Source organism: Trinickia fusca (genome assembly GCF_003628145.1).
In the GTDB taxonomy this organism is placed as follows: Bacteria; Pseudomonadota; Gammaproteobacteria; order Burkholderiales; family Burkholderiaceae; genus Trinickia; species Trinickia fusca.
Genome location: NZ_RBZV01000007.1, coordinates 197,497 through 223,441, shown reverse-complemented (window position 1 = coordinate 223,441; position 25,945 = coordinate 197,497). Strand labels below are relative to the sequence as shown.

The following is a 25,945-nucleotide window of genomic DNA, read 5'->3' as shown; positions in this document are numbered from 1 at the left end:
GATCTCGGGCGTGCGTCGGTTCGCGCAACGCGTGTAGACGCTACGGGAGAGGGTGTCGGGCAAACCGTGGAGCGATCGATACAGGATTGTTTGGACGCAACGCCAGGTTTACTGGATCAGTCGATTTCGGCCGTGCTCGCGGCAGTCGGCCGCGGACTACCCCTTCATGCGACTTTAAGCGACGAGATCGTCCGCTACTTCATGGTTACGCCGCCTGCCAACAACCTGCGCATGCAGGACCTGCGAGGTGCGGCGGACATGCGTTTTCAGACGCTTTATGGAGAATCGGTTGTGCCATGGCAGGTTGTTGCCGACTGGCAGGCCGACTTACCTTTTCTTGCTTGTGCCGTCCCGCAACGCGTTCTCGACGCACTCCGCGCGGCTGCAACCGCCGAACGCGGGCGACTCATCTCGGTGACGCCGGCTTTCGCTGCCGCATGGAACGACCTGCGGCGAGATATCTCCTCCGACGCATGGCTGGCAACGCTGAGTGGCGGCACGTTGACGTTGGGCGTGATCGCCGGATCGGTACAGCCCCGGCTTGTGGCAGTACGCACGCTGGTTCTTCAGGATACCTATGGGTCGACAGATACGCTGTGTGATGAAGTCGCTCGTGCAGCTTTGCTCGAGAACGTGCCCCCACCTGCGCTGCTGCATATCCACGGCCAATCGAGTGTCGCGCTACAGTCGAGATCCGCATCGCCCGCACAGAGCATCGTCGCGCGCGCGTGTGTAGCGGATATCGGTGAGTCCGGGCATTCGAGCGACGGTGTGCCCGCGCCGGCGAACTTCGTACAGAACGGGGCGACGACATGAGGCGCCTGAGCATCGATTTCGCGCCATTCAGCGTGCAGCGGGAATTGCATCGAGCGCATCCAGCTGCACGATGGCTTGCATTGGCAGCGCTGCTGTTGTGTGCGCTTGCTGGTGTTCGCGTCCACAAGCTCTTCCTTCACCTCGACTCGCTCGATCGCGAGGCCGAGCACCTTGCGGTAAACGCAGCCCGTGTTGGTCTGCGCTCGACGCCGGTCACGAGTGCGCCGATCGACGCGAAGCAGGGCGAGGCTGTCAACGCGGCGGTGGCACGACTGAACTTGCCTTGGTCCTACATCCTCGACACGCTCGAAGTTGCGACGCCTGAGCAGGTGTCGTTGTTGTCGGTTACGCCGGAGTCAAGCAGCGCGCAGCTGAAGATCGAAGCGCAGAGCGTCAGTGCGGAGGGGATGATCGGCTATATCAAGGCGCTCGAACAGCAACCTAGCATTTCACGCGTGTATTTGATAAAGCACGAACGAATTCACGACGGTTTCACCGATGTCATACGCTTCCAGATTCAAGCCCAGTGGCGGAGGGCCGGGTCTTGACGGTCGAGTCGCTTGGGCGAGCCGTGCTGCGGCTTCGTTTGTTCTTTGGCCGAGTTGGCGGGGGCGCGATTTTGGCTGCGACGCTTTCCGCGTCAGGCATATCGATGTGGCTCGCGCTGATACCGGCCGTCTCGGCGCGCGTCGATCGCGAGGCGCACGTGGTTGCGCAAATGCGTTCGGCGCCGTTCCCAGCGCGAACGGTTGCTCCTCAAGCGCTGGCTGCCGAGCGGCTGGCGACGTTTTACACGAGGCTGGACGATGCCGGTCACACGGAGCTGATCGTAGCGGGCCTGTTCCAGGCCGCGTCGGATGCGGGCGTGACATTGGACAAGGCCGAATACATGCCGGCTCGTGATGCCGTCGGTCGCTTCGATACCTATTCGATCGCGCTGCCTGTGAAAGGCGGCTATCCCAGCATTCGGCGCTTCTGTGAAAGCGTTTTGCTGGCAATGCCCTATGCGGCACTCGACAATATCCGGTTCAAGCGCAGTTCGGTAAGCGAGCCGGGTGTCAAGGCCGAGTTACGTTTCACGATGTTTCTTCGCCCTGATGCGCAAGGACCAGCACGCGTCGCCACCTCCGAGGCGAAGCAATGAAGCGCCGTCATATTGCACTGGCGCTGGCTTTCGTCTCATGTGCCGTGTCGCTAGTGTTCTCAAAAAGATATTCGGGTGATGAGTTAGTCGAAGCTGCACCTCGTCGACATTTGGCCGCGACGGAAGGGGGGGCGAGCGAGGCGTTTGCGCCTCTCGTCAGTATTGCCGCGCTGCGTTCGAGAAAAGAACTGTTCAGTTCTCCGAGCGGCGGGCATCGCGATTTATTTAGCGGGCAAGCCGTAGCTCCGCCTCTGCCCTACGTGGCTCCGCCCCAGGCCGAGGTGCCGCCTTTGCCGCCGATCCCCGTCATGCCTTTCACCTACATCGGAAAGAAGGCGGCGGACGGTGCCTGGGAGGTCTACCTCGCGCGTGGAGACGAGACCCTCATCGTGCACGAGAAGACAGTGATGGATTCGACGTATCGCGTCGAATCCATCAACCCACCAACACTATCGTTGGTGTATCTACCCCAGAACGTCGTCCAGACGTTGGATATCGGAAGTGCCAACTGAGAAAGATGCGAACGAAGGAAACGAACTTGCGCAAACTATCCGCAGTGCAATGCAAATTCCGAGCGGTCCGCGGCGCTGCGCTCGACTACGCACGTCTTTCGCTTTTGCTGGTATTACCGGTGCTGTTGGTCGGCTGCGCGGCACAGCTCGCATATCGCGACGGGCAGAGTTTGGTGGCCGAGGGCAAGATCGATGCAGGCCTCGCAAAATTGAGCGAAGCCGTTACGCGCGATCCTCAGGATGCCCGCTATCGCCAGACGTGGCTCGCGGTACGCGAAAGCGCCGTCGCACGCTACGATGAGGAGGGTGACCGGTTGGCTGCGAGTGGGGCGCCCGCTAGCGCACGAAAGAGCTATCAAGCGGCTCTGGCCGTGGCTCCCCAGAACGAGCGCGCGTTGGAGGGCTTGGCGGGGCTCGAGAGGGCTGCGCGTCGAGACGCTCTTATAGAGCGAGCAGAGGCGGCAGCCCAGAAGAACGATATCGATGGTGCTCGGCGGTCGCTAGAGGAAGTGCTGACCGAGGCGCCCGGAGATTCCCGCGCGCTTGCGTTGCAACGCAAGCTTGGTGCCGCCGGTGGCGTGCCGAATGTCGAGGCGACGCTGACGCGCACCTATGAAAAACCGATTCAGATCGACTTCGGCGACGCTACCTTGAAGCAAGTGTTCGACGTCATATCTCGAACGGCGGGGCTCAATTTCACGTTCGACAAGGATGTAAGGACGGACCAGCACGTATCGATTTACCTCAGAAACAGCACGATCGAAGCCGCGGTGCGCTATCTGCTCGCGACGAACGAACTTGGGCAACAGGTTGTGGACGAGAACACGGTGCTGATCTATCCGAACACGCCGGCCAAGCAGAAGGAGTATCAGGAGCTGGCCGTGCGGACGTTCTTTCTCTCGAACGCTGAAGCGAAGACGGTCGTCAACACGCTCAAGACGATTCTGAACGTGCGCGACATCGTCTTCGACGAGACGCTCAATATGGTGATCGTGCGCGATACGCCGGACGTCATCAAGATGGCCGAAAAACTCGTCCAACTCGAAGACGTTCCGGAGCCGGAGGTCATGCTCGAGGTTGAGGTACTCGAGGTGCAGCGCGATAGCTTGCAAAATCTCGGCATCGCGTGGCCTGGGTCCGTAACCGTTACCCCGCTACCGCTCGGAAGTGCGGTGGGTTCCGCGAGTTCTGGGTTCGGCAGTTTCGGCTCATCGTCGACCGCAGGTTCTCCTGCTCTATCTTTGAGCGACTTGCTGCACCAAACATCGCGCTCCCTCGGTGTGTCGACGTTGCAGGCGACGGCGAGTGCGAACTTGCAGGAGTCGCATGCCAAACTGCTGACCAACCCGCGCATTCGTGTGCGCAATCATGAGAAGGCGAAAATCCTGATCGGTGAGCGCGTGCCCAACATCACTTCGACGGCGACTTCGACCGGCTTCGTTTCCCAGTCGATCAACTACCTCGACGTCGGCCTAACCCTCGAAGTGCAGCCCACGATTCATCTCGACGACACCGTTGGCATCAAGGTTTCGTTGGAGGTCAGCAGCTTGCTCAATCAGATAACAGAGTCATCGGGCACTACCGCCTATGAGATCGGCACGCGCACGGCTAGCACGGTACTTCAATTGAAGAACGGGGAAACGGACGTGCTCGCTGGATTGATCGACAGCGAGGAGCGTACGTCCGGTAATAAAGTTCCGGGATTTGGCCAGGTGCCGGTTCTGGGGCGATTGTTCGGGGCTAACACGGACGACGACAAGAACACTGAGATTGTCCTCGCGATTACGCCTCACCTGGTCCGCAACATCCGGCGGCCTGATTCCGCATTGGCGTATTTTTCGTCCGGGACGGAAATGGGCATGCAAAGCTTGATCCACTCGAACGGACTTGGAGGTGCATCGGGTGTTGTGGCACCGGCGTCTTCGCCCTCACCGAACGTAGCGGCAGCGGCGACGCCGGTACAGGTGTTGCCTGTTCCGACCTCGGCTCCTGCTTCAAGCCAAGAGCCGAAGGCGGTGCAAAAAGGAGGGGCCCCTGGAGCGGAATCGGCGAGTGTCCCGGTCGCGCGCGTCGAGCCGCTCAGCGCCGCCAGTAGCCCTGGGAATGCAAATGGGACAACTGCAAAGATGACGATCGAGGGCCCACAACAGGTCAAGGTGGGCGATACGGTCACGCTGACATTGGCCGCGCAAGCGCGCGAGCCGATCGCGAGCATGTCGGCAATCGTCAGCTATGACAGGAGCAAACTACAGTTCATCGATGCTGTTGAAGGAGACTTCCTGAGGCACGGTGGTGCGCCGACGCGATTTTCCAGTGGGATTGATCCCAGCGGTAAGGTGATTCTGGCCGATTCGGTTACCGGAGGCGTCGGTTCGTCGTCGAAGGGCGAGTTCGCGGTGTTGAGCTTCCGAGCGATCTCGAGCGCGCCGCAGACTGCGATCCAGATGAATTCGGGGCAAGCGACGGGCATTGGGGGGCGGCCCGTCGCGTTGGCGCCGACCTCTTCCTATAACGTTTCGGTGCATTAACGATGCGCTGGGCATCCGTCAAAGGTGATGGCCTGCGCGGTAGCGGGGCACGCGGCTTTACGCTGATCGAACTGCTCGTCACGCTCGCCATCCTCGGCGTGCTTGCGACCCTGGTGGTCCCCGCAGCACAGGTCATGCGGCAGCGCGAGCGCGAACAGGAACTGCGGCGGGCGTTGCATGAGATACGTGGGGCGATCGACGCCTATCAGACGGCCAGCAAAGCAGGACATGTGGCGATGGAGCTGGGAGCCAGCGGATACCCCTCCACCCTCGAAGTGCTCGTCGACGGCGTGCCTGATCAAACAGATCCGAAACAGCGAAAGTTGTATTTCCTGCGCCGGATCCCGCGCGATCCGATGAACAACGATGCGCAACTTGATGCCGCCGCCACATGGGGTAAGCGCAGCTATGCGAGCGAGCCGGACGATCCGCATGAAGGCGACGACGTGTATGACGTCTATTCGACGTCTAAGGGTATTGGCTTGAATGGCGTTCCTTATCGACAATGGTGATCATCCAGTGAAAGGCGGTCGAAGTACAAAAGCAGGTTTCACCTTGATCGAGCTATTGATCGTATTGGCGATCATCGCACTGATGTTGACGCTCACATTGCCCGAATACTTCCATTCGATCGATGCGTCGAAGGAGAAGGTGCTTGCTGAGAACCTGCGTGTAACGCGTGATGCCATCGACAAGTTCTACGGCGATGTGGGCAGGTATCCCGAGTCGTTGCAGGAACTGGTAGATAGGCGTTATCTACGGGCCCTGCCATTCGACCCGGTCACGGATAGTGCGAAGACTTGGCACATCGTGCCTCCGGACGAGCAGGCTGAGGGCAACGTTTATGACATCAAGAGTGGTGCGCCGGGTAAAGACCGCGAAGGGAAGTCGTACGGAGATTTATAGGCATGCGTAGGTGCAAACGTGGCCGATTCAAGGCGCAGGTAGGGTATGCATACCTCGCTCTAGTGATTTCTATTGCCATCATTGGCGTAGCGGCTGCGGGAGCCGCTGAGCTGGGCGCGATTTACCAACGGCGCATGGCTGAAAAGGAACTTCTCTTTATTGGAGGCGAATTTCAGCGGGCATTGATCAGCTATGCGCAGGCGACGCCTGTTCTCCAAGCGACGCAGCCTCGCACTCTCGATGATCTGTTGCGTGATTCGCGCTACCCGAACGCGGTGCGGCATCTGCGCAAGATTTATGTAGATCCTATAACTGGGAAAGCGGATTGGGTTCTTGTCATGTCGCCAGATGGGCAGACGATCGTAGGGATACATAGTGCATCGGAAAAACAGCCGATCCAGATTGCCAATTTTCCGCAGGAGTTCCAAGGGTTCGACGGTAAGAAAAGCTACGAGGACTGGGTGTTTATGGCTCGCGTACCCGGCGTCGCTCGGGTGATTGGCGGATCGATGAGCTATTCGCCAAGTGTTGCCAAGTAGATTTTTGCCTTAGGTTATTGAACCCTATTTAGTCGGCCCTGCATAAGGGGGCGGAAGCAAGCGCGTCAAGGCATTGGAGGGAAATCATGATTTAGCGAACTCCCAGAATCGATATTGATCTGATGGGTTTTCTGGGAGTTTGTGAGCCACGCCGATGAGCAAGCCCGACTTTTTCCGCAGCCGACTGGATGCGATGATCGACCTTCGTCACCCGCTGGCAGTGTTGGCCAGGCGCATGCCGTGGGCGTCGATTGAAGCGACGCTCGCACCGATGTTCGAGCGTCGAGTGCGCGAAGGGCGTGTGATGGAAGGCGTCGATCTGTTCGGCGCGACGACGGCGTTGGCTGGCGTCGGCGCGAGCGCCGCGGGCCGCCCCCCATCGCCGATTCACTTGATGGTGGGGCTGCTGTATTTGAAGCATGCGTACAACGAGAGCGACGAGTCGGTGTGCGAGCGCTGGGCACAGGACGTGTACTTCCAGTTCTTCTGCGGCGAGGAGTACTTTCAGGCGCGCATGCCCTGCGATCTGACCAACCTCGTGCGCTTTCGGCAAGCGTTGGGCGAGGCCGGTGTCGAGGAGTTGCTGGCGATGACGATTGCCGCAGCGACTCAAATGAAGGCGATTCAGCCCGTCGAATTCGAGCGCCTGATCGTCGAGAGCACGGTTCAGGAGAAGGCGATCTCCTCCCCGACCGACAGTCGGTTGCTCGAGGTGGCCCGGATCAAACTGGTGCGCCTGGCGCAGCGTGCGGGCTTGGCGCTCAAGCAAACGTACGAGCGCGAAGGTAAGCGGCTGCGCCGCTGCGCGGGCGATTACGCTCATGCCAAGCAGTTCAAACGTCTGCGTCGGGTGCTCAAACGTCAGCGTACGGTGCTCGGTCGCGTGCCGCGCGACATCGAACGCAAGATGCTTGATCTCTCGCACGAGCGGCAAACGTCGTTGCTCGTTTGGCTGGAGCGCGCGTGGCGCATCTGCCGCCAGCGTCCGAAGGACAAGAACAAGCTCTACGCGTTGATCACCTCGTCGCCCTTGCGCAGCGGATAGGTACCTCCGCGGTCGCGGCCCGCATCGGGAAGGCCGCACGCACCCAGCACGACGCCCCTTCATCGCCGTTGTTGCGACGATTCCATGGGAACCACACCTTCACGCGATTGAGTGAATCGGTGTAGACCTCTTCCTTGTCCGGCCCGGCGACGCCGCCGTTTTGCAACTGCATGACGGGCTTGTGATGCTCGAACGGGCTGCGGTACGGCACGCGTCGGCGCTGCGCTTCGAGCCCGACGCGATAAAAGCCTTCGCTACCGTCAGGATGCCGAATCATCGCGCCACCTTGCTGCCCGTGCGCGGCGCGGGCTTGCTTGAGCTCCTCGCTCAGGCTCTGCGGGAAGTCGACGCTACCGTTTGCACCGGGGCAGGTTGTTCTGGATGAGCCAGTCCGTCGCAATGATCAGGAACTCGCGCTCCTGCGGGCGCCCTTCATCGTGAATCGGATGGCCTTGCAGCTCGAACCAGCGCCCCGGCATCGCGCTGCGCAAGCCCCCACGCCATGGAAACGGCGCGAGCGCGATTCCCATTCCTCCATGCGGATGCGCGCAAGGAATTCGCCGTCCTGCGTTTCGCCCCAGCCATAGGCACCGGCATAGTCGTAGACCTCGCCATCTGCTGGCAGACGCTCTTGCGCCGGCACGTCCTCGCGTGAGGTGCCAATTTCCTTGTTCAGGTCAGCTCGCTTGTAGTCGAACGTACGTGTGGTCAGCTGCGCATTATCGAGCCGCCCCTTCTCGACCCACCGAGTCAGTCCATCGGCTTCATCATTCAGGCTCGCGCGGCTAAAGCGCACCGTGTGCTGATCGAGCGGTGGCACGAAGAACGCATCGTCGATCACCACCCATGTATGCGACTTGCCATCTTGAGCCTGCTCGAAGCGGAACTTGGCTTGCGGATGCTGGGGATAAACGTCGGCGAGAATCTGCTCCTCGCTTTGCTCCTGCCAGTCGCGCATGTCGCGGCGCAGGCGTAGGAAATACAGCCACGAGGAAAACTGCAACTGGAAGTACGTCAGATAGCCGTCCGAACCCAGACGGCTGAACGTATGGACGTAGCCGTGATGCGGCAGATACGAACCGTCGGATTGCTGGATCCAGAGCGTCACGGGCTGCGCGATCAACGCTTGCAATTCGATTTCGCGGCGTGTCGTGACGACGTCGACGGTGAACTCGTAGTCGCGACCCAAGCGGCTCGTGCCCTTGACCTGCAGCGGTAGCAGCGTATCAGTGCCGAGCGGCGTGTCGTGCTTGATCAGGCGGTTGTATTGTGCGTTCCCGTGGAAAGCCGCATCGTGAAGCTTGCTGAACTTCATGTGCCATTCCTTTATCTCATAAATCGGCCACGCAATGCACTTTTTGAGTGGCCGCAATTCTAATTGAGGCGCGCAAGCAAAACATCAGCGATGCACTGATTATTGAGTCTACTTTACTGGCGATCAATGCCGTAACTATATTCTCGACCCAATTCTCATTTAATCAATGAAAAAATACTCGTTGATAAAAGTTACGACACATTTACCGATTCTCGAAGCCTAGTGGAAATCCTCCGGGTAATTTAGTGAGTGATCAAAAATTCAGCTAGCCTTAGCAGGCGTCTTACGCCTGCCTGCTCTTGGTCATCACACTTGCCGAAGCGGTGTCCGCCCATTCCCGCGCAGCCACAACGGTGCTCTCAAGACACCGCTGAAAACAAGACCATCACGCTAAAACGCCAACCTACCGCCCCTTAAAAAACGTAGCAAGCACATCGTTTCCCGGAACCACATGTTGCGCCCCCCGCTTCCCGAATCGCCTACGCGCCCCTAACTGCCCTGCTCCAACCTCGATTCCGGCAGGCCTAATCCCCGTATAAACCGCACGAGGCCTGATGAGATCCGGATGCTCGCGCTGCTCCAAACCATGCGCAATCCAACCAATCGAGCGCCCGAGCGCAAACAAACCGAAAGCCGCCCCGACAGGAAGCCGCAAATGTCGACGCAGCGCTACGAGTGCAAGATCCACAGACGGCTTTTCGCCAACAAGCGAGCTCCCCGTATCAAACATCGCCCGCCATTGCGGGTGCCGCGGAAGCACGCGCGACAACAGCAGCCCTGCCCGCACGTCGCCATCGGGATAGAGTGGATGTCCGAACCCGGGCAAGTCGTCCCCCCTGGATAGACGGTCACGCATCTTTCGTTCGACATCCTTACTACCCAATTCGTCCCAAAGCGCTTCGCCCCGAGCGGTCGTAGCGCCATGCCGCCCACCTGATAACCCAGCAAGACCACCGATCACGACAGCCCGCAGGCTCGCATTGGTGGAGGCGATGCATCGGCCCGTGAAGCTCGAGGCATTCAGTTCGTGATCCGCGCACAGCACGAGCGCCATCCTGATCAGTTCAGCACCCGCCCGTCCCACACCCCACGCCCGCGCACATTGCATGTGAATCGGTGACGTGTCGGGCTGCGTTCGCAACAAGCATGCCGCCAGGATTCGCACGAGATCACCACAACCCTCCGCCTGGCGGTCGGCAGATTGCTGCCAGATCGCTGTGGGGGCGTCTTCGCTCGCAACCGTGAAGAGTGGCAGCAGTGCTTGCTCCGCACGTTGATCGCCGTAGTGCTTGAACAGTGTTCGCAGTACCGCCGGCGCAGTGGGTGCGCGATCACCGAAAGCAGTTCGTTCGTCGCATTGCCAGAGCAACGCAGCAACTTCTTCAAGACTCGCGCTGTTGGCCAGGTCGAGTGCATTCACACCGCGATAAAACAGTTGGCCGGCCTCGATCAACGTGATGCCGGATTCGAGCACGGGCGTTCCCCAGTTCAGCGCCGCCTTCGCCACTTCTTTAGGCTTGCGGCCTCGTGCGCGCTGGCCTGCGAGGCGTTCGACGTCAGCAGCGAGATAACGGCTTTCGCGTTGCTTTCCGCCATGCTCTGCGCGAAGGAGGCCTCGGCTGACATACGCATAGAGTGTCTGACGTGATACGCCGAGCCGGGCTGCTGCTTCGGCCGAATTCAGATAGTTCGCCATGGTGTAGCAGGATCGTTCAACGAGGTAGTTGATCAGGATAATCAACGTTGACAATAAATGCGAGCGAGACGATCTTTGATGCACCCAACCCAACACATTCGAGGCGACCATGCGTGTCGATCAAGCGTCCAGGAGTCCCGCCACGGCTGACGAAGATCCGGCGTCACGTCATCTACTTGCGTTCTGGGAGGCCGCAGGCGGAAGCGCGAATCTCTTGGAGGCCGTCAGCCTGACGGGTTCGGGAGAACTGGTATCCGCGTTTCGCGTAACCGACCTCGCCACGGCCGCACTTGCCACAGCCGGCACCGCTGTCGCCGAATTGTTGCTTGCATCGACTGGGCAGTTACCGTCGGTTCGTGTCGACCGGCGCATGGCATCCCTGTGGTTCGGCACGTCGCTGCGCCCACAAGGATGGGCGATGCCTCCTCAATGGGACGCGGTGGCAGGAAATTATCGGGCACGCGATCGCTGGATCAGATTGCACACCAACGCGCCACATCATCGACAAGCCGCATTGGCGGTGCTCGGCTGCGCGGCAGACGCGCAATCGGTCGCGCAAGCGGTGGGGCACTGGGACGCCAGTGCACTTGAAGAGGCCATCGTGGAGCGCGGCGGTTGTGCCGCGACGATGTACTCGATGCAGGAGTGGGCTGACCATCCGCAGGGTAAGGCAGTAGCCGCCGAACCCCTGTTGCATGTTTCCACGGCTACGGATGCCGTGGCGCACGAATGGCAGCCTTCGCGAGATCGGCCGTTACGTGGCATTCGCGTTCTCGATATGACACGCATCCTCGCCGGGCCGGTTGCGACAAGATTTCTGGCGGGTCTGGGCGCCGACGTGTTGCGCATCGATCCGTATGGCTGGGAAGAGCCGAACACGGTGCCTGAGGTCGTCCTCGGCAAACGTTGTGCGCGGCTCAACCTGAGAGATCGCTCGGATCTCGACATGCTCGAGCGTTTGCTGTGCGACGCGGATATCGTCGTCCACGGGTATCGATCCGACGCACTTGCGAGCCTGGGCCTCAGCGCAGAGAGACGACGCCAGTTGAATCCTGCGCTCATCGATGTATCGCTCGATGCTTATGGCTGGACTGGCGCGTGGCGCTGCCGGCGCGGTTTCGACAGCATCGTTCAAATGAGCACGGGCATCGCCGATGCAGGCATGCGCGCCATGGGGAAAGACGAGCCGGTGAATTTGCCCGTCCAGGCTATCGACCATGGAACGGGCTATCTGATGGCTGCCGCGGCGATACGCGGTTTGACGACTCGACTGAAGCACGGCGTGGGCAGTGAGGTTCGCGCGTCGCTTGCCCGCACAGCAGCCGTTCTGCAGTTGCGTTCGGAGCCACTGACGGAGGGGGTTGCGCTTGCACCAGACGGTCCTGCCGATCATGCGGAGCATGTCGAGCAAACGTCGTGGGGACCCGCACTCAGGCTCCTTCCTCCGTTGCAGATTGATCGCGCACCCATCGCATGGCGCCATCCGGCACGCGCGCTGGGCTCGTATGCACCACAGTGGTTGGCTTCGAATGAACGCCTTTAAGGAGGAGGTGCGATGAGTCAGGTGGTCGTGGTCAGCGGCGGAGGAACAGGCATCGGCTTCGCCACAGCGAAGTACTTCGCCGGGCGCAATGGACAGGTGGTCGTCGTCGGACGACGCTCGAACATATTGGCGCAGGCGGTCGAGGAGATCGGCCGCGCTTTCCCGAGTGCGCCTGCTGCCATACCGTTCACCGCGGATCTGACCTTGCCGGATCAAGTGGAAGGCCTTCGCGATACGCTCAAAGAGAAGTTCGACGCCTTTGATGTCCTGGTCAACGCAGCGGGTGGGCATGTCCTGCGGCAACATCCAGCCAGCGCCTATGCAGACGGTTTGGCCGGCGTGGCGCGTAGATGGACCGACAATTTCCGCCTCAACACGCTGTCGGCTGTCCTGCTGACAGAAGCACTCGTAGACCAACTGCGAGCACCAGGCGGCAGGATTATCTTCGTCAGTTCGATTGCGGCATACCGCGGGTCGGGGCAAGGGTGCTACGGCGCGGCGAAGGCGTCTCTTCACCCCTATTGCTACGACCTGGCGAAGGCGCTCGGGCCGCGCGGCATCACGGTCAATGCAGTCGCGCCAGGGTACGTCGAAGACACCGAGTTCTTTGGCGCAGCACTTTCCGAAACTCAACGCGCAGGCAAGCTAGCCGAAGCGATGAACGGGCGGGCAGGTACACCAGACGACATAGCCAATACCATAGGCTGGTTGGCGTCGCCCGACGCCTGCCACGTTACCGCGCAGATCCTCCAGGTCAATGGCGGAGCGGAGCGAGGGCGCTAGCGGTTGGGGGCTTCGACGAATAGCGGCGCGCGCGTCGCCAGCCAGGTTACGAAACCGTTTCGACGCGCCAGACATCTCCTGACGTGCGAACGCCGATCGAACGCCCCTCCGACAGAGCCTGATCGCGCGCCCACGAACGCGCCGGTTTCACTTGCACCTGACGCTACGTCATCTTCTATAGTTGGCACCGACGACTGGAGAGGCAATGCAACTAAAGATCGGCGAACTGGCGAAGAAGGCGGGGCTGAGCGTTCGGGCCTTGCATCACTACGACGCAATCGGGTTGCTGTCACCATCGCAGCGCACCGATGGCGGCGCGCGCCTGTATGGCCGCGACGACCTGAGTCGGCTGCATCGCATCGAGGCGCTGAAACGGTTCGGGTATTCGCTTCCGGCCATCAAGGCCAGCCTCGATGGCGAACAGGCCGGCGCACCGTTGCAGATTCTGCAGCGCCAGATCGCGGAGCTCGACGCGCAGGCATTGCGCGCGCAGCGCCTGAGTCGCCACTTGCAACACCTCGTCGACATGCTCACCGCCGGCAGCGACACACCGGCGATCGATTGGCTGAACACGCTGGAGCTGATGAATATGTACCAAAAGCACTTCGACGACGGCGAACTCGAGACGCTGTTTGCATCCGGGCCGGATACGGTCGCTCCGATGGATCCGTCATGGATCGAGCTCATCGACGAGGTCCGCCACGCCATGCAGCACGCGCTGCCGACCGAAGGCGACGCGGCCCAGGCGCTAGCCTGGCGCTGGATCCGGCTCGTGATCCGAATGACCTGCAACGACCCGACGCTCGCCACGAAGCTGATGAAGATGCAGATCGGCGAGCCGCGCGCCCAGCACATCGTCGGCATCACGGCAGAGATGTTGGCATGGATCGACGAAGCGTTCACGCACGCGCGCTGTACGCTGTTCGCCAAGTACCTGAGCCCGGCGCAGACTGACGAAGTGCGGCGTCGCCAGTTCGACGACACGAATATGCGAGCATGGCCAGCGCTGGTGGTCGAGCTGAGGGCACAGTTGGAGGCAGGCGTCGATGCCGGCGCCGCGCCGGTGCAGGCGATCGTCAAGCGCTGGCAGCAACTCTTTCGCGACAGCTTCTGCGGCGACGACGCGGTCTTGGAGGCGCGTGTGCGCGATGCCTTGATACGCGAACCGGATTTGCAACTGGGCGTCGGCATCGACGATGCCTTGCTGGCCTATCTGCACAAGGCGCACGTTGTCGGCCACGACATGGCGCCGGTCGACGCCGGCCCCAAGCCGAGCGCCCTGATGGTGGCAACGCAGCGGGCTGCGCACCAACTGCTCGATCGGCCGCTGGTGCTCGACGATCCGATGGCGTTGACCATCCTCGGCGCAGCAGAGGCACAGTCGCTTCGCGACGACCTCGACAGGTTCCGCCATCCGATGTCGTTGGGGATGCGCAGCTCGGTGGTCGTACGCAGCCGACTCGCCGACGACGTGTGGGCCGAGGCTGTCGAGCGCGGCATACGCCAGTACGTCGTCCTCGGCGCAGGACTTGATACCAGCGCGTACCGGCAGCCCGATGCACCGGGTCGTATCTTCGAGGTCGACCTGCCGGCCACGCAGGGATGGAAGCAGGCGCGCCTGCACGAGACCGGCATTGCCGTGCCGCCGTCGCTGCGTTTCGTGCCGGTCGACTTCGAGCGCATCAGCCTTGCCGAGGGCTTGGCGCGTGCCGGCTTCAATGCAAACGCACCCGCCATGTTCAGTTGGCTCGGCGTGACGATGTACCTCGAGGAGGACGCGGTCATCGAGACCCTGCGCTTCATCGCTGGCTGCGCCAAAGGCAGCGCAGTGCTATTCGAATACGCGATGCCGCTGTCCAGCTTGCCCCCGATAATGCGTATCGCCATGGAGCAATTAACGGCGCAATTCGCCGAACGTGGCGAGCCGTGGAAGAGCTTCTTCGAGCCGGCCGCGCTGGCCGAGATGCTGACAGCGTCGGGGTTCAGCAGCTGCCGCACCTGGACCCCGGACGAGCTGAACCAAAGTTATCTTGCGAACCGCGCCGACGGACTGCACATCGGTGCGACACCAACGCGTCTAATCCTGGCGACCGTCTAATAGGCAGAGAGACAGAGGGCACCTCAGAATTCCGGAAATAAAGCCCATTTGATCCGGCCAATGTCCGCACGTTATCCAGACCTGCGCTCATCCGCTACTCGGCATAAGCGGTCGACGGAGCACACCCTTGCGCTGAGGCGAATCACGACGCAGTAGCAAGGTCACGAGCGGCTGACGACACGCCGTATTCCGGCCACCACAAGCAGGCCGACGAGATATCCAGCGCCGGCTGCCACACTGACAAACAACACGATGAGTCCGAGATACGGCGGCCCCCAAAGCGTCGTAGCGGCATATGCGGTTACCGCAAAGGCGAGTGGCATGAGCAATCGCCATACCGCTTGCCGCCAGCCCCACTTGCCGAGCGTTGCTGTACCTATCCCTAGCATCAGACCGCAAGCGAATATAAGTGTCTCATTCAAGTCGAAATCCCCCATCGGCTTGCTCATGGTGTGTTGATGTCCATGCAGAATCGACTCACCTGTGGAGTGAACCCTTCGGGCTGCTGCCCCCTGAGTGGGGCAGCCGAAGCAATCATCATCGCGCGACGACGATGGCCCTTTTTACGCCGATATGACAGTCACATTCATGCCTATCAACAACCGACGGCTTGCAAGCTACGCGATCCACTTAAATAGCAAAGCATAAAATCCCATAAAGAACGCAAGCAAATTCATCTCGACTTTTCCTAACCGATTACTATCATTCCGATGAAACAAACCCCGCTGCCAGGGTGACGGTGCATACGAGGGATTGCTCAATCGAGCAATGAACAGTGCGGTAATCCAATCAAGGAGAACACGATGAGCCATGTGACAGCCGTTAACGTTCCTGCGAAAAACGAGATCCGCGCATCCAACGACCAGATCGGTCAGCTCAGGGATTTTCAAAGCAAGAACTGGGCGATCGGGCTGAACGGGGACACGCTCGCGCCGGACGGCTTCCTCGTCTTCTTTACGGAACGCAATCTACCGTTCCAATACTACGTCCGCTCGCGCGGCGTGAACGTCGGCGAACCCAGCGCCTATCAAGCGAACATCGCCACGTTGACGCAATACATCAACAACATTCGCGCATCGGAAACGACGCTCGTCAATAGCGTGATCGCCGAGCTCGAGCTGTACAAAGCGCGCAACTGGGCCATCGGCCTGAACGGCAGCACGCTGCAGCCCGATAACTTCCTGCCCTTCTTCGGCACGCGCGGCATTCCGTTTGCCTACTATGTGCGCAGCGGCGGCGTCGATCTCGGCTCGCCCGATGCCTATGACGTCAACATCAAGAATCTACAGCGTTATCTGGCAGAAGTTTGAGCGCTGAAGTTTAAATCCTGATTCAGCGGACGGAGCCTTCACGGCTCCGTCTGTCGTTAACGAGTGCATCACGATCAAAGGCAACGCTATTGTCCCTTCCGCGCGCTGCGCATCGGCGCTTGCCCGATTCGAAGATGTCGACTTGACGCTTGCGAAAAAGGGCCTGTTCGCGGCGATAGTGAGGCGGACTTTGGCTGCGTAGCCTTTACTGCAACGCCCTCGTTCGAGACGTCCAGCTTGCCGCATGCCAGCTTTTGTACTACGTTAGGATGTAAATCGTGACATTTGTGCGCTGCTACATCGTACGAATGTCACGTTAGTGTCGCGACTTGCACAGGGGAAAGCACGTGGCGTCATCCGAGTCATTCGAGTCATTCGACCCCATTGACCTCGCGCACACCCGCGCCGGTGCCCGCACTAGAGAATTACGGCGCCCACCCCACTAAAGCGCCGCAACTGCCATTGCGCGCAACACACCGACATGGCCGCAACCGCATTCGTCAATCGCGATGAAGTGGAATCTCGGCCAGCTTCCAGTTGGTACGTTCTCTTCGCGCTCGCCGCGCGCCGTTTTGCCTTGCCACTGGCGGTGGTCGAACGCTGCGTCAGGATCGTCGATATCACGGCCTTACCGAAGGCGCCGGGCATCGTCCTGGGCGTGATCAACGTTGCGGGTCGAATCATTCCGGTCGTCGACGTGCGCAAGCGCTTCGGCTTACCCGAGCGGGGCATCGTGGCGAGCGACCAGTTGCTGATCGCCCGTACCTCCACTCAACTGTCGGCGCGCACGCTGGCGCTTTGGGTCGATGCAGTCGAGGGTGTGGTGGCATGGGCTGCGGACCGTGTCCCAGCGGCAGTCCCGGGGCACGAGACGGAATACGTGACAGGCATCTTGAGGCTCTCGGACGGACTGGTCCTGATTCATGACCTGGGCCAGTTTCTTTCGCTCACCGAAGGCGTCGTGCTCGATCAAGTGATCGCCGAAGTCGCCGGGACGCGGGATAGGCGAACGTGATGACGGAGATCTCGGAAACGGTGATCGAGGCGTTCGGCGCGGCACTGGCGTCCCGCACAGGCCTGCATTTTCCGGCGACGCGGCGGCGCGAACTGCTGCGTGGTCTGGCACGAGCCGCAACGGCGTTCGGTTTCGCCGGAGACGACGCGTCCGAGGCGTGCACGCGCTGGCTGCTGGCGGAGAGACCAACGCGACGTCAAGCCGAGATTTTGGCGAGTCATCTCACGGTCGGCGAGACTTATTTTTTCCGGGAGCCCGCTACCTTTGCTGCGTTGGAACAGCAGATTCTGCCTGCACTGATCGCCGCCAGACGGACCACCGGCAAACGACTACGAATCTGGAGCGTCGGCTGCAGCACCGGCGAGGAAACGTATTCATTGGCAATCGTGCTGGCTCGCCTGATTCCCGATATCGAGGATTGGTCGATTACCCTGCTGGGCACGGATATCAACCCGCACTTTCTCGCCAGCGCGGCGCGCGGCACGTACCGTGAATGGTCGTTCCGTGGGGTGCCGGCCTGGATCAGGAAGGGTTATTTCAACGATCTCGGCGGCGGAAACTACGCGCTGCTGCCGCGCGTCAAGCAGCTGGCGCGCTTCGACTATCTGAATCTGGTGGACGACGCGTATCCCTCCTTCGAGAAGGATACGGCCGCGATGGATATCGTGTTGTGCCGTCACGTGCTCATGTATTTCGATGTGGCCACGGCACGAGCGGTGGTGCAAAGGCTGCGCCGTTCGCTCGTGGATGGGGGCTGGTTGATCGTGAGCCAGACGGAAACCGGCGCGCCGCTGCTTTCGGAGTTCACACAGGTGACATGGCCGGATTGCTTCGTCTACCGGAAGAACGACGACGGGCAAGCGGTGAGCGTTGACTCATGCTGGTGGACCGGGACGGATGGCAACCCGAGCACCCTTGCACAATCCTCGCTTGCCGAGGAGCGGTGGCTAGATATCAGCATGAATGGCACCACGGTGGGCGCGGCTGGAAACACTGGTCGAAGCGCTGCAACCGAGCCGCTGCCGAGAGCGCACGAAGCGACGGATTCGAAGATCGATGCAAGCGCGCTGGCGCGCGATGACCGTTGCAACGACGAGCCGGCGCTGAACACCCTCCGCGCAGAGGGCAGCGAAGAACCACAAGACCCGGCACTGCTCGCCCGCGCCTGTGCGAACGCGGGTAGGCTCGGCGACGCGCGGCACTGGTGCGAGGCCGCCGTGTCGGCCGACAAGTTCAACCCCGAATTGCGCTATCTCCTGGCGTCCATTCTGATCGAGCAAGGACATGCCGAAGGCGCTGTAGCTTGCCTCAAGCAGGCGCTTTATTTGGACCAGAATTTTGTCCTCGCTCATTTCGCGCTGGGCAATATCTATCGGCGCGACGGTCACGCCGACCAGGCTACGCGACACTTCCGGATCGCGGCTCGTCTGTTGCGCGCCTGCGCGCCGGACACCTGCTTGCCATCCGCCGAAGGCCTGCGCGCAGCTCGGCTGCTGAGCATCATCGAGACCATGGAGCCTGCGCCGTGAAACGCACCGAACGCCGCGGCGCCATCGACTGGGCCGACGCCAGACATCGCCTCGACTCCGTGGAGCAAGCCCTGGCCGACCATGCCGCGCTGCCACCGGACACGCTCAAGGCCATTCTCGAAGCGAGAGCGCGCTCGCTTGCAGCCGAACCGCCACTGCCGCGAGGCAATGGCGTCGAAATCCTGGCGTTCAAATTGGCCCAGGAACATTACGCGATCGAAACGACATGGGTACGCGAGGTGCTGGTCTTGCGAGACCTCGTGCCTATGCCCAGCACCCCCGCATTCGTACTCGGTGTCGTGAATGTGCGCGGCAAGATCATCTCCGTGCTCGACATCAAGACGTTCTTCGAACTACCGGAAAAAGGCCTGACCGATCTCAACCGGGTCATTCTGCTCAGCGATGGCGCGATGGAATTCGGCTTATTAGCGGACGTCATCGAGGGTGTCCGCTTCATCGAGGCCGATGACCTGCAGCCCCCGTTGCCCACGTTGACGGGCATTCGCGCCGAGTACCTGATGGGCATCACGCGGCAGCGGCAGGTCGTGCTCGACGGCCGCAAGCTGCTAGCCGATCCCGCGATCGTCGTTATTGGAGAGTAGCTCGCCACGTGCCACGAACGGAGCGCCACATGAAATTCTCAATTGGATCGAAGCTGTGGACCAGTTTCATCGCGATTTTGATCGTGCTCATGGCGGTCGGTGCGACATCGTATCTGAGCACGCTCAAACTCATGGACACCGCACAGTGGGTAGATCACACGCAGCAGGTACAGGCCAGGCTCGCGGAACTGCTGGTCAGGCTGCTGGACGCGGAAACCGGCCAGCGCGGCTATCTCGTCACGGGCGAGGTGCGCTATCTGGCGCCCTATCAGGCTGCGCTACGCCAGATCGACGGGAGCATGCGCGAACTCAAGGAGTTGACGGCAGACAATGCGACACAGCAGCGGCGGTTGGACCAGCTCGCGCCGTTGATCGCGGACAAACTGAGCGAACTCAAGGAAACGATAGACCTGCGCACCAACAAAGGGTTCGACGCGGCCCGCCAAGTCGTTTTGACCGACAAGGGCAAGAAAGCGATGGATGAAATAAGGGCGTTGGTGGCCGATATGACCGGCGACGAGCAAGCCCTTGCGAAGCGCCGCAACGCAGAGGCCGCGGCGAGTGCGCAAAACACGATCGCCTCGATCATTGGCGGTATCGCGATTGCCGCTGGTTTGGTACTGGGGTTCGGCCTATTTCTGAATCGACACATCGGGCGGCCTTTGGAGGAAATTGCGGAGCGGGCAGCGCGGATTGCTGCGGGCGAGATCGTGGTGAAACCGATTAGCCGGCCGCGGTCGGACGAAGTGGGCATGCTGGAAGAGCGCTTCCATCGGATGGCCGAATCGCTGCAAGAAAAGGTTGCTGCGGCAAAGCGCATCTCGCAAGGAGACCTGACGGTCGAAGTGACGCGCAACTCCGATGAGGACGCGCTGGGCACCGCGTTCGCAACGATGGTGAAAAGCCTGAGGGACCTGAACCGGCAGATTGGCGAAGGGGTGGACATGCTGGCGACGTCGGCGAGTGGAATATTGGCGGGGACGACGCAGATGGCTGCGGGGGCGAGCGAGACGGCCAGCGCGATGACGGAAACCGCCACCACGGTAGAGGAAGTCAAGCTGACGGCGACGCTGGCTGCACAGCACGCGAAGCGTGTAGCGGAGGCAGCCCAGCAAGCGAGCCAAGTGTCGCAAACAGGCCGTCGGGCGGTGGAAGAGTCGGCCGAAGGGATGCAGAAGATACGTGAACAAATCGAGCAGATTGCCGAAAGCATCATGCAGATGGCCGAGCAGAGCCAAGCGATCGGGGAGATCATCGCAACGGTGAACGACTTGTCCGAACAGTCGAATCTGCTGGCGGTCAACGCTTCGATCGAAGCGGCTAGAGCCGGCGAGTATGGCAAGGGATTCGGGGTCGTGGCGCAAGAAATGAAGAGTCTGGCCGAGCAATCGAAGCAGGCCACGGCGCAGGTGCGCAGCATCCTGGGCGATATCCAGAAAGCGACGAGCGGCGCGGTGCTCGCGATGGAACAGGGAAGCAAGGCCGTCGAAACAGGGGTGAAGCAGTCGAAGCAGGCGGGAGAAGCCATCCGCCAACTGACCGAGACGATTGCCGAGAGCGCGCAAGCGGCGAGCCAGATCGCGGTGTCGGCCCAGCAGCAGATGGCGGGCATGAACCAACTGGCTTTGGCGACGGAAAATATCAAGGTGGCGACGGCACAAAACTTGGAGAGCACCAGGCAGAACGAAATCACCGCCCACAATCTGCATGGGTTGGGCCAGCAATTGAAGGAAATCGTCGGTCGCTACCGACTCTGACGAGTGGCGCAGAGGTGACGATATGACGTCCCCGGACAACGCAGCCCTTCTCCAGCGCTTGTTGGCTACTTTCAAAGTGGAGGCCGACGAGCGTCTGAAAGGCATGTCGGTGCTCCTCGTGGAACTCGAGCAGACAAGCGCGGGCGCACGCGTCGCGCAAATCGTCGAAACGCTCTTTCGCGAGGCGCACAGCCTCAAGGGCGCGGCACGCGCGGTCAACCTGAACAGCGTCGAAATGGTCTGCGCATCACTGGAAAGCGAGCTGGCCGCGCTCAAGGGCCAGGAGCGTGCCGTGCCGCCGGCGCTAATCGATGCGCTATCTGGCGGTATCGACGAATTGGCGGCACTGCTCGCACCCGGCACCGTGTCCGGTGTGCCTGGTGCACCCGCTTTTCCCTCGCCCCAAGCCATAGAGGAACGTGCGAAGCCACCATCATCGCAGGACCAGGGCGCGACTGCACCAAGCTCGGAAACGGTGCGCATTTCGACTGCCAAGCTGGAGATGCTGCACGCCGAGGCGGAAGAATTGCTCGCGTTCAAGTACAGCCTCGGTGATCTGATCGGCGAGTTGGACGCGCTCTCGGCAGCGATGGCGGGTTTCAGAAAAAGCTGGGACAAGCCTGCCAATCACGCGCGGCTCGTGCAGCGTGCGGGTGAAAAGACAAGTGGCGAGCATGCCGCCGTTGGGCCGGATGACGAGAACGGAGGTGAAGCGGACCGGCGACACACGACGGACAAGCTCATCACTGCGGTATTGTGCGCCGAAGGCTTTGCCAAGACCATGGAGGACCGGCTGGCCCGGTTACGGGCACAAGCCGAGCGGGAGCAGCGTGCCATGAGCAGCGCGACGGCACAGCTGCAGGATGACGTGCGGCAAGCGCTGATGATGCCGTTCACGTCCTTGTTCGACATATTGCCGAAGTTGGTTCATGACCTCGCGCGAGACAGCGAAAAAAGCGTAGCACTCCGAATCGATAATGCCACTGTCGAAGTAGACCGTCGGATCCTGGAGCAACTCAAGGACCCCGTGATCCACCTGATTCGCAACGCGGTCGACCACGGCATCGAAGCTCCCGTCGAGCGCACCCGCCGCAACAAGCCTGCTCAGGGGCAGATTAGCCTCAGCGTCATCCCAATGGAGGGCAACAAAGTCGAGCTGGTGATGGCCGACGATGGTGCCGGCATCGACTTGGCGAAAGTGCGGGAAACGGCCGCACGATTTGGACTGATCGCGCCACAAGACACACCTGGCATACAGGAGACCTTGAAGTTGATCTTCGAGTCCGGTTTGTCGACGAGCCCCTTGCTGACCGATTTGTCGGGACGCGGTCTGGGACTGGCCATCGTGCGTGAGAAGGTGGAGCGGATGGGCGGGAACGTCGAAGTCATGCAGCGCGATACCGGCGGCACCTCGTTTCGCATCGTGTTGCCTACCATGCTGGCCACGTTTCGCGGGTTGGTCGTGACTGCTGCCGGCCGTCCATTCGTCATGCCGCTCAGGAACGTCGCACGGGTGCTACGGGTCACGGCCGATGATATCAAGACCGTCGAAAATGTCGCTACCGTAGCAATCGACGGGCAAGCCGTGGCGCTCGTGTACTTGGCGCAGGCGTTGGACCTCACAACGCCTGCCATCGACGCGCCTGAGAACGAGTACCTGTTTCTGGCACTGCTCGAAAACGCCGGTCGACGCATTGCCTTTGCAGTGGATGAAGTGCTCGGCGACCAGGAGGTGCAAGTCAAGGGATTGGGCCCGCAGCTCAATCGCGTGCCCAATGTCGCAGGCGCAACGGTCCTGGGAGCCGGTCGCGTAGTGCCGGTCCTGAACGTGCCGGATCTATTCAAGTCGGCGTTGCATGGCCCCCGCCGAGCGCCAGCGTATCCCGCCGCGCAGACACCAGCAAGAACACGACAGTCACTGCTAGTGGTCGAGGATTCGATTACTTCGCGTTCGCTGTTGACCCATATTCTGGAATCTGCCGGTTATGACGTGACGACTGCCGTCGATGGTCTGGATGGCCTGACGGCGGCACGCAGCAGGAAATTCGACTTGGTGGTATCCGACGTCGAAATGCCGCGCATGGACGGCTTCGAGTTGACGGCGCGTCTGCGCCAGGACAAGAAGCTGTCCAATTTGCCGGTCGTGCTGGTGACCGGCTTGGAGTCTCGAGAAGACAAAGAACGTGGCATCGAGGTTGGCGCGAACGCGTATATCGTCAAGAGCAGCTTCGACCAGAGCAATCTGCTCGAGACCATTCGAGGCATCCTATGACCTCTGACCAGCCAGCCAACTGCATGGCAACGGAGCTGCCTTCGCCGATCAGAGTCCTGGTCGCGGACGACTCGCCCGTCGCACGCGAGCTGATGGTGCACCTGCTGACGAGTGACCCGCGAATGCTGGTGGTTGGTGTCGCGAGCGACGGCATCGCGGCGGTGAGCGCTGCTGCCGAGCTGCGCCCTGATGTCATTACGATGGATATCCACATGCCACGGTTGGACGGATTCGCGGCGAGCCGGACCATCATGGAGACCTGTCCGACGCGCATCATCATGGTGACGGCCAGCCTCGACCCGATGGATGTCGCCGCGACTTTCCATACGCTGGAAGCAGGTGCGCTCACAGTCATCGCAAAGCCGGGCGGACCGGGAGAACCGCATTTCGAAGCGGCGGTCGAGGAGTTCGTCCGCACCGTCAAGGTGATGTCGACCGTGCCGGTCGTCAAGCGCTGGCCGCGCGCGCGCGCGATGGCGACCGGCCTGCACACTGCCGATGGGACGGCGCAGGCGGAAGGCTCGGCGCGCGACCGGGCTATCCACCTCGTAGCGATCGGTGCCTCCACCGGTGGCCCGATGGCATTGCGCGCCCTGCTCTCGCGCATCCCACGTGCTTTTCCGGTCCCCATACTGATCGTCCAGCACATCGCCGACGGCTTTGCGGAGGGCTTCACGGAATGGCTCGCCGGCGCATCGGGCTATCCGGTCAAGCTGGGACGTGACGGCGACGACGTAGCGCCTGGAACCGCCTACGTGGCGCCAAGCGGACTCCATATGACGGTGACGTCGAGCCGTACCCTCGAACTGGTGTCGGGGCCAGCCGAGGGCGGGTTGCGCCCGTCGGTGGCCCAGTTGTTTCGCTCTGCCAATGCTGCTTTTGGTGCCGCCGCAGTGGGTGTGTTGCTCACCGGCATGGGCCGCGACGGGGCCCTTGAACTCCTGGCGATGCGCCGCTCAGGCGCCGTAACGATCGCACAAGACCGGGAGTCTTCCGTCGTGTACGGCATGCCGGCCGAAGCGATCAAGCTGGATGCCGCGAGGTACGTGCTCTCTCCCGAGGAGATCGCGGGCGTGCTGTGCGACCTCTTCGGTCTGGCGCCTGCGCCGCGGCCGGTCGTCTAAGAATCACGGGGGCATACACATGGGAAGCACGAAACGAAGTCACCTTGTAGACATCCTGATTGCCGAGGATAGTCCCACGCAGGCTGAGCAGCTACGCTCGCTGCTCGAGGAGGAGGGCCATCGTGTGCGAGCGGCGGCCAATGGCAGATTGGCGCTTGAAGCGGCTCGCGAGCAAAAGCCCGCCTTACTGATCACCGATGTGGTCATGCCGGATATGGATGGCTACGAGCTTTGCAAGGCGTTCAAGGCCGATGACGCGCTGCGGGACGTACCCGTGATGCTGGTCACGTCGCTGACCAACGTCCTCGATATCGCAAAGGGCCTGGCATGCGGGGCCGATAATTTCATTCGCAAACCCTACGACCCCGATGCGCTGATCGAACGTATCGACTATCTTCTGCGCAACCGCGAATTGCGCAGATCCGGTAAGACCCAGCGGGGGCTGGAGATCTACCTGGGCGGAGAACGGCACTTCGTCACTTCCGAGAAAGAACAGATACTCGATCTCCTCGTGTCGTCCTACGAGGAAGCGGTCAAGGTCAACGCCGAACTGAAGCGCCGGGAGCATGAAGTCATCCGCCTCAACGACGATCTGCAACAGCGCGCAGCGGCGCTGGAAGCGGCCAACGTGGAGCTCGACAGCTTCAACCATTCGGTGTCGCACGATCTGCGTACGCCTTTGCTGCTGATCGACTGGAATTCGGCCATCCTGCAGGAAGAACATGCCAGCCAATTGGACGAGGACGGGCTGAAATTGCTCGGTATCGTGCGCGATAGCGTGCATCGAATGTCCCAGCTGATCGTCGACCTACTGGAATTTTCACGCTTGGGACGGCAGCCGATCAGTTACGCAGAACTCGATATGACGGGTATGGTGAACCGCGTATTCGAGGATCTCAGCGATCAATCACGCCCAGGTAGCGGCGCCAGGAAGCCGGAGTTTTCCGTCGGCGCGCTGCCTCCCGCCCGAGGCGACCCCGCGATGATTTTCCAGGTGTGGGTCAATCTGATTTCGAACGCCATCAAGTACAGCAGCCGTCGTGAATATCCGGCGATTCGCGTCACGGGCCAGATCCGCGGCGGCGACAGTATCTACAGTGTGCAAGACAACGGTGCCGGGTTCGACATGGAGTACGTCGACAGGCTATTCGGCGTGTTTCAGCGGTTGCATGGCCCCGATGAGTTTCCGGGCACAGGCGTTGGCCTGGCGATCTCTCAGCGGATCATCAAGCGCCACGGCGGACGCATCTGGGCAGCGGGTGAAGTCGATAAAGGCGCGACGTTCGAGTTTGCGCTGCCTAGAGGTTCGTTGATGGCTACCACCCCTTCCGAGTGGGTTCTGGCGCGATAAGGGGGGGATTCGCCCTCTCGGCTTGCCGGCGCACGGACCGGAGGAGCCCGCGCGCCCGGC

The 25,945-nt window shown here is 61.1% G+C and carries 23 protein-coding genes and 1 pseudogene; 20 read left to right on the top strand and 4 right to left on the bottom strand.

Features of this window, described 5'->3' with window-relative positions; translation table 11 throughout:
* The first annotated feature begins 90 nt into the window (after positions 1 to 90).
* From D7S89_RS17740 to D7S89_RS17700, 9 genes and pseudogenes are all read left to right on the top strand, one after another.
* Positions 91 to 816 (top strand): hypothetical protein, encoded by a 726-nt coding sequence (locus D7S89_RS17740; RefSeq protein ID WP_147426701.1) that lies wholly within the window; start codon positions 91 to 93, stop codon positions 814 to 816.
* Positions 813 to 1,364 carry a PilN domain-containing protein gene (locus tag D7S89_RS17735; protein ID WP_121279336.1) on the top strand — a complete coding sequence of 184 codons (552 nt, stop codon included), beginning with the start codon at positions 813 to 815 and terminating at the stop codon, positions 1,362 to 1,364. The genes D7S89_RS17740 and D7S89_RS17735 overlap by 4 nt, the downstream gene beginning before the upstream one ends.
* A gap of 170 nt (positions 1,365 to 1,534) precedes the next feature.
* Positions 1,535 to 1,960, top strand: coding sequence for a hypothetical protein (locus tag D7S89_RS17730; RefSeq protein WP_245983018.1), 426 nt, complete (start codon positions 1,535 to 1,537; stop codon positions 1,958 to 1,960).
* Positions 1,957 to 2,472: a hypothetical protein gene (locus D7S89_RS17725; RefSeq protein WP_121279332.1), complete on the top strand. Its 516-nt coding sequence runs from the start codon at positions 1,957 to 1,959 to the stop codon at positions 2,470 to 2,472. Before D7S89_RS17730 ends, D7S89_RS17725 begins: the two co-directional genes overlap by 4 nt.
* Before the next feature lie 26 nt (positions 2,473 to 2,498).
* The gene (locus D7S89_RS17720) at positions 2,499 to 5,000 is read left to right on the top strand and encodes a secretin N-terminal domain-containing protein (protein WP_245983016.1); all 2,502 of its coding nucleotides are present in this window, start codon (positions 2,499 to 2,501) and stop codon (positions 4,998 to 5,000) included.
* A gap of 2 nt (positions 5,001 to 5,002) precedes the next feature.
* A complete protein-coding gene (locus D7S89_RS17715) occupies positions 5,003 to 5,512 on the top strand; it encodes a type II secretion system protein (RefSeq protein ID WP_121279328.1) in 510 nt (169 codons plus the stop codon).
* A complete protein-coding gene (locus tag D7S89_RS17710; RefSeq protein WP_121279326.1) occupies positions 5,487 to 5,906 on the top strand; it encodes a type II secretion system protein in 420 nt (139 codons plus the stop codon). Before D7S89_RS17715 ends, D7S89_RS17710 begins: the two co-directional genes overlap by 26 nt.
* A gap of 134 nt (positions 5,907 to 6,040) precedes the next feature.
* Positions 6,041 to 6,445: a type II secretion system protein gene (locus tag D7S89_RS17705; protein WP_245983014.1), complete on the top strand. Its 405-nt coding sequence runs from the start codon at positions 6,041 to 6,043 to the stop codon at positions 6,443 to 6,445.
* A 154-nt stretch (positions 6,446 to 6,599) separates the two neighbouring features.
* Positions 6,600 to 7,460 (top strand): annotated as a pseudogene (locus D7S89_RS17700) (IS5 family transposase); the annotation flags it as partial.
* 1 nt (position 7,461) lies between these two features.
* On the opposite strand, the gene D7S89_RS27925 reads toward D7S89_RS17700, so the two are convergent.
* The 3 genes from D7S89_RS27925 to D7S89_RS17690 form a co-directional block, all read right to left on the bottom strand.
* Positions 7,462 to 7,767 (bottom strand): hypothetical protein, encoded by a 306-nt coding sequence (locus tag D7S89_RS27925; RefSeq protein WP_245983013.1) that lies wholly within the window; start codon positions 7,765 to 7,767, stop codon positions 7,462 to 7,464.
* A 126-nt stretch (positions 7,768 to 7,893) separates the two neighbouring features.
* Complete coding sequence (locus tag D7S89_RS17695) at positions 7,894 to 8,805, bottom strand: phage late control D family protein (protein WP_245983010.1); 912 nt, start codon at positions 8,803 to 8,805, stop codon at positions 7,894 to 7,896.
* Between the two features lie 403 nt (positions 8,806 to 9,208).
* On the bottom strand, positions 9,209 to 10,501 hold the full coding sequence (locus D7S89_RS17690) for a citrate synthase family protein (protein WP_121279499.1): 1,293 nt from the start codon (positions 10,499 to 10,501) through the stop codon (positions 9,209 to 9,211).
* Positions 10,502 to 10,610: 109 nt separating this feature from the next.
* Between D7S89_RS17690 and D7S89_RS17685 the strand changes: the two genes are divergently transcribed.
* The 3 genes from D7S89_RS17685 (at position 10,611) to D7S89_RS17675 (ending at position 14,925) form a co-directional block, all read left to right on the top strand.
* Complete coding sequence (locus D7S89_RS17685) at positions 10,611 to 12,044, top strand: CoA transferase (RefSeq protein WP_121279323.1); 1,434 nt, start codon at positions 10,611 to 10,613, stop codon at positions 12,042 to 12,044.
* A gap of 12 nt (positions 12,045 to 12,056) precedes the next feature.
* Complete coding sequence (locus D7S89_RS17680; RefSeq protein WP_121279321.1) at positions 12,057 to 12,827, top strand: SDR family NAD(P)-dependent oxidoreductase; 771 nt, start codon at positions 12,057 to 12,059, stop codon at positions 12,825 to 12,827.
* A 205-nt stretch (positions 12,828 to 13,032) separates the two neighbouring features.
* Positions 13,033 to 14,925 carry an SAM-dependent methyltransferase gene (locus D7S89_RS17675; RefSeq protein WP_121279318.1) on the top strand — a complete coding sequence of 631 codons (1,893 nt, stop codon included), beginning with the start codon at positions 13,033 to 13,035 and terminating at the stop codon, positions 14,923 to 14,925.
* Positions 14,926 to 15,086: 161 nt separating this feature from the next.
* Here D7S89_RS17675 and D7S89_RS17670 read toward each other — a convergent pair whose 3' ends face one another.
* Positions 15,087 to 15,374, bottom strand: coding sequence for a hypothetical protein (locus D7S89_RS17670; protein WP_121279316.1), 288 nt, complete (start codon positions 15,372 to 15,374; stop codon positions 15,087 to 15,089).
* A gap of 354 nt (positions 15,375 to 15,728) precedes the next feature.
* Here D7S89_RS17670 and D7S89_RS17665 point away from each other — a divergent pair, with 354 nt between their 5' ends.
* The 8 genes from D7S89_RS17665 (at position 15,729) to D7S89_RS17630 (ending at position 25,885) form a co-directional block, all read left to right on the top strand.
* Positions 15,729 to 16,235 carry a hypothetical protein gene (locus tag D7S89_RS17665; RefSeq protein WP_121279314.1) on the top strand — a complete coding sequence of 169 codons (507 nt, stop codon included), beginning with the start codon at positions 15,729 to 15,731 and terminating at the stop codon, positions 16,233 to 16,235.
* Positions 16,236 to 16,716: 481 nt separating this feature from the next.
* The gene (locus D7S89_RS17660; protein ID WP_121279312.1) at positions 16,717 to 17,250 is read left to right on the top strand and encodes a chemotaxis protein CheW; all 534 of its coding nucleotides are present in this window, start codon (positions 16,717 to 16,719) and stop codon (positions 17,248 to 17,250) included.
* On the top strand, positions 17,250 to 18,779 hold the full coding sequence (locus tag D7S89_RS17655; protein ID WP_121279310.1) for a CheR family methyltransferase: 1,530 nt from the start codon (positions 17,250 to 17,252) through the stop codon (positions 18,777 to 18,779). Before D7S89_RS17660 ends, D7S89_RS17655 begins: the two co-directional genes overlap by 1 nt.
* Positions 18,776 to 19,381 (top strand): chemotaxis protein CheW, encoded by a 606-nt coding sequence (locus D7S89_RS17650; RefSeq protein WP_121279308.1) that lies wholly within the window; start codon positions 18,776 to 18,778, stop codon positions 19,379 to 19,381. The genes D7S89_RS17655 and D7S89_RS17650 overlap by 4 nt, the downstream gene beginning before the upstream one ends.
* 29 nt (positions 19,382 to 19,410) lie before the next feature.
* Entirely contained in the window at positions 19,411 to 21,138 is a 1,728-nt protein-coding gene (locus D7S89_RS17645) for a methyl-accepting chemotaxis protein (RefSeq protein WP_121279306.1), read from the top strand.
* Between the two features lie 22 nt (positions 21,139 to 21,160).
* A complete protein-coding gene (locus D7S89_RS17640; protein ID WP_121279304.1) occupies positions 21,161 to 23,410 on the top strand; it encodes a hybrid sensor histidine kinase/response regulator in 2,250 nt (749 codons plus the stop codon).
* Positions 23,407 to 24,534, top strand: coding sequence for a chemotaxis-specific protein-glutamate methyltransferase CheB (gene cheB, locus D7S89_RS17635; RefSeq protein WP_245983009.1), 1,128 nt, complete (start codon positions 23,407 to 23,409; stop codon positions 24,532 to 24,534). The genes D7S89_RS17640 and cheB overlap by 4 nt, the downstream gene beginning before the upstream one ends.
* Before the next feature lie 19 nt (positions 24,535 to 24,553).
* Complete coding sequence (locus D7S89_RS17630; protein ID WP_183085251.1) at positions 24,554 to 25,885, top strand: sensor histidine kinase; 1,332 nt, start codon at positions 24,554 to 24,556, stop codon at positions 25,883 to 25,885.
* Positions 25,886 to 25,945: the final 60 nt, after the last annotated feature.

What these genes read in the sequence shown, in the direction of transcription:
- D7S89_RS17735 (WP_121279336.1), top strand. Translation starts at nt 813, where the DNA reads ATGAGGCGCCTGAGCATCGATTTCGCGCCATTCAGCGTGCAGCGGGAA.
- D7S89_RS17730 (WP_245983018.1), top strand. Translation starts at nt 1,535, where the DNA reads ATGCGTTCGGCGCCGTTCCCAGCGCGAACGGTTGCTCCTCAAGCGCTG.
- D7S89_RS17725 (WP_121279332.1), top strand. Translation starts at nt 1,957, where the DNA reads ATGAAGCGCCGTCATATTGCACTGGCGCTGGCTTTCGTCTCATGTGCC.
- D7S89_RS17715 (WP_121279328.1), top strand. Translation starts at nt 5,003, where the DNA reads ATGCGCTGGGCATCCGTCAAAGGTGATGGCCTGCGCGGTAGCGGGGCA.
- D7S89_RS17710 (WP_121279326.1), top strand. Translation starts at nt 5,487, where the DNA reads ATGGCGTTCCTTATCGACAATGGTGATCATCCAGTGAAAGGCGGTCGA.
- D7S89_RS17705 (WP_245983014.1), top strand. Translation starts at nt 6,041, where the DNA reads ATGGCTGAAAAGGAACTTCTCTTTATTGGAGGCGAATTTCAGCGGGCA.
- D7S89_RS27925 (WP_245983013.1), bottom strand. Translation starts at nt 7,767, where the DNA reads ATGATTCGGCATCCTGACGGTAGCGAAGGCTTTTATCGCGTCGGGCTC.
- D7S89_RS17695 (WP_245983010.1), bottom strand. Translation starts at nt 8,805, where the DNA reads ATGAAGTTCAGCAAGCTTCACGATGCGGCTTTCCACGGGAACGCACAA.
- D7S89_RS17690 (WP_121279499.1), bottom strand. Translation starts at nt 10,501, where the DNA reads ATGGCGAACTATCTGAATTCGGCCGAAGCAGCAGCCCGGCTCGGCGTA.
- D7S89_RS17685 (WP_121279323.1), top strand. Translation starts at nt 10,611, where the DNA reads ATGCGTGTCGATCAAGCGTCCAGGAGTCCCGCCACGGCTGACGAAGAT.
- D7S89_RS17680 (WP_121279321.1), top strand. Translation starts at nt 12,057, where the DNA reads ATGAGTCAGGTGGTCGTGGTCAGCGGCGGAGGAACAGGCATCGGCTTC.
- D7S89_RS17675 (WP_121279318.1), top strand. Translation starts at nt 13,033, where the DNA reads ATGCAACTAAAGATCGGCGAACTGGCGAAGAAGGCGGGGCTGAGCGTT.
- D7S89_RS17670 (WP_121279316.1), bottom strand. Translation starts at nt 15,374, where the DNA reads ATGAGCAAGCCGATGGGGGATTTCGACTTGAATGAGACACTTATATTC.
- D7S89_RS17665 (WP_121279314.1), top strand. Translation starts at nt 15,729, where the DNA reads ATGAGCCATGTGACAGCCGTTAACGTTCCTGCGAAAAACGAGATCCGC.
- D7S89_RS17660 (WP_121279312.1), top strand. Translation starts at nt 16,717, where the DNA reads ATGGCCGCAACCGCATTCGTCAATCGCGATGAAGTGGAATCTCGGCCA.
- D7S89_RS17655 (WP_121279310.1), top strand. Translation starts at nt 17,250, where the DNA reads ATGACGGAGATCTCGGAAACGGTGATCGAGGCGTTCGGCGCGGCACTG.
- D7S89_RS17645 (WP_121279306.1), top strand. Translation starts at nt 19,411, where the DNA reads ATGAAATTCTCAATTGGATCGAAGCTGTGGACCAGTTTCATCGCGATT.
- D7S89_RS17640 (WP_121279304.1), top strand. Translation starts at nt 21,161, where the DNA reads ATGACGTCCCCGGACAACGCAGCCCTTCTCCAGCGCTTGTTGGCTACT.
- cheB (WP_245983009.1), top strand. Translation starts at nt 23,407, where the DNA reads ATGACCTCTGACCAGCCAGCCAACTGCATGGCAACGGAGCTGCCTTCG.
- D7S89_RS17630 (WP_183085251.1), top strand. Translation starts at nt 24,554, where the DNA reads ATGGGAAGCACGAAACGAAGTCACCTTGTAGACATCCTGATTGCCGAG.